The organism is Streptomyces sp. NH27 (genome assembly GCF_056859195.1).
Genome location: NZ_JACEGK010000431.1, coordinates 1 through 6,899, shown reverse-complemented (window position 1 = coordinate 6,899; position 6,899 = coordinate 1). Strand labels below are relative to the sequence as shown.

Below are 6,899 nucleotides of genomic sequence, written 5' to 3'. Positions count from 1 at the left end.
GCCCGCTCGGCGGCGGGGCGCTCCACCGTCACCAGGCCGAATTCGGCGGCGACGAAGAAGCCGTTGGCGAGGATCAGAACGAATGCTGCTGCGAGCAGCAGCAACGGGGTGCTCATGAGGCCGCCGCCCCACGTTTCCGGTGGGAGTTCCGGGTGGGAGGGGCGGCGCAAGTACTACCGGACGGTTCGTCCATCGGGGTGTGAGTGTCACTCCTCGGGTGGGCGCTGCGCTGGGCTGCGCCGGGATGGGCTGCGCGCGGTGGGCGCGCTTGATGAACCAGGGTAGTCATTGCGGGCGCGCCCGCGAAGTGACGGTGCCCACCCGACGGAAGCTAGTGCCCCCTTCCGCGGGCGGCGCTGCCCTTACGGGCAGGCGGGACAGGGGCACCGCGGCCTGCAACGCTGCCCTGGCTACACGGGACGTGCTTCGCCGAGCGCTTCGACCAGCTCACGCAGCCTCCGGGCGTCGCGCACCGCCCGCGCGGGGGCGATCCCGGGCTGGATCCCCATGACCGCCAGCGTCGTACCGTCGGCGAGGTCGAGCCGGACCCAGGCGTCGCCGTGCCCGAGATTGACCCCGAGCACCTCGGCCCAGGCCAGGCGCCGCCGCACCGTGAGGTTCACCACGGTGAGCCCGTCGGTGTCGGCGACGGCCTTGGGCCGGCTCAGCAGGGTGAGCCCCGCGCCGATCAGGACGGCCGTGCCGACCACGCCGCCGCGCGCGGCGGCGCTCCAGGGCGAGGTGCCGTCGTGCGGCATGAGCAGGGCGACCCCGGTCAGCACGACGACGATCGCCACGGCGAGGGTGAGCAGCACCACACGGGTGACGACCGGCCGGAAGGTCACCGGCAGGTCGTCCGGCGCGGCGGCGACCGTGGGGTGTTCGGCCGGGGCGCCTGGCATCGTCACAGCCGGGCGGCGTGGATGCCGGTGGTGAGGATCGCGCGGGCGCCCAGGTCGTAGAGCTGGTCCATGATGAGCTGGGCCTCGGCGGTGGGCACCATCGCGCGGACCGCGACCCAGCCTTCGTGGTGCAGCGGGGAGACGGTGGGCGATTCGAGCCCGGGGGTCAGCGAGACGGCCTTCTCGACCTGCTCGACGCGGATGTCGTAGTCCATCATCACGTAGCGCCGCGCGACCAGGACGCCCTGCAGCCGGCGCAGGAACTTCCGCACGTCGGCGTCTTCGGGGTCGGCGCCGGTACGGCGGATGACGACGGCCTCGGACTCCATGATCGGCTCGCCGAACGCCTCCAGGCCGGCGCTGCGCAGCGAGGTGCCGGTCTCCACCACGTCGGCGATGACCTGGGCGACGCCGAGCTGGATCGCGGTCTCCACGGCGCCGTCGAGGTGGACGAGCGACGCGGCCACGCCGCTGTCGGCGAGGTGCTTGCCGACCACGCCCTCGTAGGAGGTGGCCACGGTCAGCCCGGCCAGGTCGGCCACGCCGTTCGCGGTGCCGGGCTTGGCGGCGTACCGGAACGTCGAGCGGGCGAAGCCGAGTTGCAGGATCTCCTCGGCGCTCGCCCCGGAGTCCAGCAGCAGGTCGCGGCCGGTGATGCCGATGTCGAGCCGGCCGGAGCTGACGTAGATCGCGATGTCGCGCGGGCGCAGGTAGAAGAACTCGACGTCGTTCACGTTGTCGAACAGGACGAGTTCCTTGGACTCCTTGCGCTGGCGGTACCCGGCCTCATGGAGCATGGCCGCCGCGGGTCCGGAGAGTGCACCCTTGTTCGGTACGGCGATGCGCAGCATGGGGTCGGGTTCCTTTTCTTCGTCGGGTGATGCGGGGACTTGCGGCGGTGCGGGTCTGCGGGAGGCGCAGCTCTGCGGTGGGTGCGCGATGGCGCGCGGTGTACGGAACGTGCGGTGTGCGGGGCGTACGGTGCCGCCCGGCTCACAGATGGGCGTAGACGTCCTCCAGGGAGATCCCGCGCGCCACCATCATCACCTGGACGTGGTAGAGCAACTGCGAGATCTCCTCGGCGGTCGCGTCCGGTCCTTCGTACTCGGCCGCCATCCACACCTCGGCGGCCTCCTCGACCACCTTCTTGCCGATCGCGTGCACGCCCTTCCCGACGAGTTCGGCGGTGCGGGAAGTGCTGGGGTCGCCGGTGGCGGCCTTCTGCCGGAGCTCGCTGAACAGCTCCTCGAATGTCTTGTCAGCCATGGTGGTCCCTAGCGTACGGGGAAGTGCCCGGGGACCACCGCCACGGTTCGGATGCTGGTCACCGCCACGGCTCGGACACCGAACGCAGGATGGCCGCGGTGGCCACCGCGGCGGTCACCGCCTCGTGTCCCTTGTCCTCGTTCGAGCCGGGCAGTCCGGCCCGGTCCAGCGCCTGTTCCTCGTTGTCGCAGGTGAGGATGCCGAAGCCGATCGGTACCCCGGTGTCCACGGTGACCTGGGTGAGGCCGTTGGTGACGCCCTGCGAGACGTACTCGAAGTGCGGGGTGCCACCGCGGATGATCACGCCGAGGGCGACGATCGCGTCGTAGCCGCGGCCGGCCAGTACCTTGGCGACGACGGGCAGTTCGAAGCTGCCCGGCACCCGCAGCAGGGTCGGCTCCTCGATGCCGAGGTCGCGCAGAGCGCGGACCGCCCCGTCCACGAGGCCGTCCATCACCTGGGTGTGCCACTGCGCCGCGATGACGGCGACCCGCAGGTCGCCGCAGTTCTTCACGGTCAGTTCCGGGGCGCCCTTGCCGCTCACTTCTCTCCTCGGGTAGTGCTTCGGTTGGTGCTCGGGACGGCGCTCGGGATGTCGTCGACGACCGTGCCGGGGACATCGTCGGTGGCCTTGCCGGTAACGGTGCCGGGGACGGTCGCCTCGCCGTCGAGCCACGGCAGTTCGTGGCCCATCCGGTCGCGCTTGGTGCGCAGGTACCGTACGTTGTGCTCGCCCGCGGCGACCGGCATCGGCTCGCGGGAGAGCACCTCCAGGCCGTGCCGGACCAGCGCCGCGGACTTCGCCGGGTTGTTGGTCATCAGCCGCAGCGAGCGCACCCCGAGGTCGGTGAGGATGTGCGCGGCGGCGGCGTAGTCGCGGGCGTCGGCGGGCAGGCCGAGTTCGAGGTTGGCGTCGAGCGTGTCGCGGCCGCGCTCCTGGAGTTCGTACGCGCGCAGCTTCGACATCAGGCCGATGCCGCGGCCTTCGTGGCCGCGCAGGTAGAGGACCACTCCGCGGCCGGCGGCGGCGATCTCGCGCAGCGCGGTCTGGAGTTGGGGTCCGCAGTCGCAGCGCAGCGAGCCGAGGACGTCGCCGGTCAGGCACTCGGAGTGCACCCGGACCAGGACGTCGGTGCCGTCGCCGAGGTCGCCGGCGACCAGCGCGACATGCTCGGCGCCGTCGGCGGTGCCGCGGTAGCCGTACGCACGGAACTCGCCGTAGACGGTGGGCAGTTGCGTACTGGCCTCGCGGCGTACCTCGGTCTGCTCGGCACGGCGGTAGGCGATCAGGGCCTCGATGGAGATGATCGCCAGGCCGTGCTTGCGGGCGAAGGGGACCAGGTCGGGGAGCCGGGCCATGGTGCCGTCCTCGCGGGCGATCTCCACGATGGCCGCGGCCGGCCGCAGTCCGGCCAGCCGGGCGAGGTCGACGCCGGCCTCGGTGTGGCCGGCGCGCACCAGCACCCCGCCGGGGCGGGCGGCGAGCGGGAAGACATGGCCGGGCCGGACGAAGTCGTCGGCCCGCGCGGCCGGGTCGACGAGCAGCCGGATGGTGGCGGCGCGGTCGGCGGCGGAGATCCCGGTGGTCACGCCGTGCGCGCCGCTCGCGTCCACGGACACGGTGAACGCGGTGCGCATGGACTCGGTGTTGGACGCCACCATCTGCGGCAGTTCCAGCCGGTCCAGCTCCGACGTCTCCATCGGCACGCAGATCAGCCCGCGGCACTCGCTCATCATGAAGGCGACGATCTCCGGGGTGATCCGCTCGGCGGCCACGATGAGGTCGCCCTCGTTCTCCCGGTTTTCGTCGTCGACGACCACGACGGGGCGGCCCGCGGCGATGTCGGCGATGGCCCGCTCGACCGGGTCGAGCACGAGGTCGTCGAGACCGTCTGAGGCATCGAGACCGTCGGGGTCACCGCTCTTGACGCGGTTCTGCCAGGGGTCGTGCGGTGCGGTCATGGTGGTCATGCCGTCGCTCCTTCCGCGGTGGTGACGGGCTGCCGCGGCTGCGGACCGCCCTGCTCGCCGGCGGTGCGCCGCGTCTGCTGCCACCAGGCGTACATCCCGGCTATCACCAGGACGAAGTAGATGATGTAGACCAGGCCGGAGAACGGAAGTCCGCTGTGGAAGTTCAGCGGCACGCCGACCAGGTCGACGGCCAGCCAGGCGAACCAGAACTCGACCCAGCCGCGGGCCTGCGCGTACATCGCGGCGAGCGTGCCGACGAAGATGTACGCGTCCGGCCAGGGGTTCCAGGACAGCTTCGGGAAGGCGAGGAAGAGCGAGGCGACCGCCACGGTGCCCAGGCCGGTGACCAGCGCCAGGACGGCCCGCTCGCGCCAGGTGGCGAAGCGGATGGCGAGCCGGCCGGTACGGCCGAAGCTGCCGCGCCGCCACTGGTACCAGCCCCACACGGCGACGGTGATCACCACGAACTGCTTGCCGACTCCGCCGCCGAGGTGGGCGCCCCAGAACGCGGCCACCAGCACCACGCCGGAGAGCAGTTGGACCGGCCAGGTCAGCATGGCCCGCCGCCAGCCGAGCGCGAGCGCGGCCAGGCCGAGCAGGTTGCCGATCATGTCGGACCACACCACGTGCTGGTCGAACGCGGTGAACGCCTGGCTGTTCAGCCAGTGCACGATGCTCACCGGCCGGCCTCCGCCCGCCGGTCGTCGTCACGGTCACCCTCGCTGACGCTGACACCGGCACCGGCACCGGCACCGGCACCGGCACCGAGCATCCGCTCGACGTACTTGGCGATGACGTCCACTTCGAGGTTGACCGGGTCGCCGGGCTGCTTGATGCCGAGCGTGGTCAGCGCGAGGGTGGTCGGAATGAGGCTGACGGTGAAGAAGTCCGGCTCGGCGTCGACCACGGTCAGGCTGATCCCGTCGACGGTGATGGATCCCTTCTCGACCACGTAGCGGGCGAGTTCGGCGGGCAGCGCGATCTTGACGATCTCCCAGTGCTCGCCGGGCACCCGCTCCAGCACCGTGCCGGTGCCGTCCACGTGGCCCTGCACGAGGTGGCCGCCGAGCCGGCCGCCGAGCGCCATCGGCCGCTCCAGGTTGACCCGGGAGCCGGGGGCGAGCGCGCCGAGGCTGGACCGTTTGAGCGTCTCGGCCATCACGTCGGCGGTGAAGGCGCCGTCGGGCAGGTCCACGACGGTCAGGCAGACCCCGTTGACGGCGATCGAATCGCCATGTTTCGCGCCTTCGGTGACGACGGGTCCGCTTACGGTGAAGCGGGAGGCGTCGCCCAGGTCCTCGACGGCGGTGATCCGGCCCAGCTCTTCCACGATTCCGGTGAACACGTCAGCTCTCCTGGTGTGCGGTGGGGACGTCGGCGGGCGTGGCGGCGGTGGCAGCGGGCACGGCGGTGACGCGCAGGTCGGGTCCGAGACGGTCGACGCCGGTCACGTCGAGCCGCAACGCCTGCGCGATGGTAGTGATTCCCCCGCCGTCGAGCGCGGCGGGGCCGGCACCGAGCAGCGCCGGGGCGAGGTAGGCGGTGACGGTGTCGACACTTCCGGCGGCCACGAACGCCCCCGCGAGCGTCGGCCCTCCGTCGAGCAGCACCGAGCGGACCCCGCGGGCGAGCAGTTCGGCGAGCAGCGCGGCCACGGCGATGCCGCGGCCCTGCGGCGCGTACGGCAGCCGGACCACGTCCACGCCGGTCAGGTGGGCGGTGTCGGCGTCCTTGCCGACGGCGATCAGGGTGGGCGCGGCGTCGTCCAGCACCCGGGCGCCCGCGGTCGTACGGGCCCGGGTGTCGACCACCACCCGCAGCGGCTGGGTGGCGCCGTCGATGCCGCGTACGGCCAGGTGCGGGTCGTCCGCGGTCAGGGTGCCCGAGCCGACCACGACGGCGTCCGCCTCGGCGCGCAGCCGATGCACGTCGGCGCGGGCCTCGGGCGAGGTGATCCAGCGGCTGGAGCCGTCGGCGGCGGCGATCCGGCCGTCGAGGGTGGCGGCGTACTTCCACCGGACGTAGGGGCGGCCCTTGCGTACGGAGGTGAGCCAGGCCGCGTTGACCGCGGCGGCCTCCTCGCGGAGCAGGCCGCCGGCCACGTCGACGCCCGCCGCGCGCAGCGTCTGCGCGCCGCCGGACGCCACCGGGCCGGGGTCGGCCACCGCATACACCACCCGGGCGATACCGGCCTCGATCAGCGCCTTCGCGCACGGGCCGGTGCGGCCGGTGTGGTTGCACGGTTCCAGGGTGACCAGGGCGGTGCCGCCGCGAGCCCGCTCGCCGGCGGCGATCAGCGCGTGCACCTCGGCGTGCGGTCCGCCGGCCCGCTGGTGCCAGCCCTCCCCCGCGACCTGTCCGGCCGCGTCGAGGATCACACAGCCCACCACGGGGTTCGGCGCGGTCGCGCCGAGCGCACGCGCGGACAGCACGACGGCGCGACGCATCGCGTCGGTTTCTGCACTGGTGGCCACCGGGTCCTCCTGCCTCATCAGGCACGGACTCCGGGGCGAGGGAAACTGACGGACTCCACTCGCCGGAACGACCGACCACGCATACGCCGATCCGCGCCTGCGCACGGACCCGCTTCTACGGCGGCCTTCCCGAGTGAACGCCCGCCGCGCACTGCCTCCCATCCGGACTATCACCGTCGGTCCAGGAATTACACCTGGTCAACCGGCCACTGGCTGCGGCCGGGTCGCGGACTATAACCGCCGGTTCGGAATTACACCGACCCCGGAGTGCGCGAAACGTCACTAC

Annotated in this window: 8 protein-coding genes and 1 riboswitch; all 8 genes read right to left on the bottom strand. The window is 72.4% G+C overall.

What is annotated here, in order from left to right:
• Positions 1-410: 410 nt before the first annotated feature.
• The 8 genes from AC13HU_RS28255 to ribD all read right to left on the bottom strand — a co-directional run bounded on the left by AC13HU_RS28255 (position 411) and on the right by ribD (position 6,613).
• Positions 411-902, bottom strand: coding sequence for a PH domain-containing protein (locus tag AC13HU_RS28255; RefSeq protein WP_483044789.1), 492 nt, complete (start codon positions 900-902; stop codon positions 411-413).
• A 2-nt stretch (positions 903-904) separates the two neighbouring features.
• Positions 905-1,753 (bottom strand): ATP phosphoribosyltransferase, encoded by an 849-nt coding sequence (gene hisG, locus AC13HU_RS28250; protein WP_483044787.1) that lies wholly within the window; start codon positions 1,751-1,753, stop codon positions 905-907.
• Between the two features lie 142 nt (positions 1,754-1,895).
• A complete protein-coding gene (locus AC13HU_RS28245) occupies positions 1,896-2,168 on the bottom strand; it encodes a phosphoribosyl-ATP diphosphatase (RefSeq protein WP_103887687.1) in 273 nt (90 codons plus the stop codon).
• A gap of 58 nt (positions 2,169-2,226) precedes the next feature.
• Positions 2,227-2,712 carry a 6,7-dimethyl-8-ribityllumazine synthase gene (gene ribH / locus AC13HU_RS28240; protein WP_483044786.1) on the bottom strand — a complete coding sequence of 162 codons (486 nt, stop codon included), beginning with the start codon at positions 2,710-2,712 and terminating at the stop codon, positions 2,227-2,229.
• Positions 2,709-4,130 carry a bifunctional 3,4-dihydroxy-2-butanone-4-phosphate synthase/GTP cyclohydrolase II gene (locus AC13HU_RS28235; protein ID WP_483044788.1) on the bottom strand — a complete coding sequence of 474 codons (1,422 nt, stop codon included), beginning with the start codon at positions 4,128-4,130 and terminating at the stop codon, positions 2,709-2,711. The genes ribH and AC13HU_RS28235 overlap by 4 nt, the downstream gene beginning before the upstream one ends.
• A 5-nt stretch (positions 4,131-4,135) precedes the next feature.
• The gene (locus AC13HU_RS28230; RefSeq protein ID WP_483044785.1) at positions 4,136-4,819 is read right to left on the bottom strand and encodes a nicotinamide mononucleotide transporter family protein; all 684 of its coding nucleotides are present in this window, start codon (positions 4,817-4,819) and stop codon (positions 4,136-4,138) included.
• Complete coding sequence (locus tag AC13HU_RS28225) at positions 4,816-5,484, bottom strand: riboflavin synthase (protein WP_483044784.1); 669 nt, start codon at positions 5,482-5,484, stop codon at positions 4,816-4,818. Before AC13HU_RS28225 ends, AC13HU_RS28230 begins: the two co-directional genes overlap by 4 nt.
• Position 5,485: 1 nt before the next feature.
• Positions 5,486-6,613 carry a bifunctional diaminohydroxyphosphoribosylaminopyrimidine deaminase/5-amino-6-(5-phosphoribosylamino)uracil reductase RibD gene (ribD, locus tag AC13HU_RS28220; protein WP_483044783.1) on the bottom strand — a complete coding sequence of 376 codons (1,128 nt, stop codon included), beginning with the start codon at positions 6,611-6,613 and terminating at the stop codon, positions 5,486-5,488.
• A 144-nt stretch (positions 6,614-6,757) separates the two neighbouring features.
• Positions 6,758-6,888, bottom strand: a riboswitch (FMN riboswitch).
• Positions 6,889-6,899: the final 11 nt, after the last annotated feature.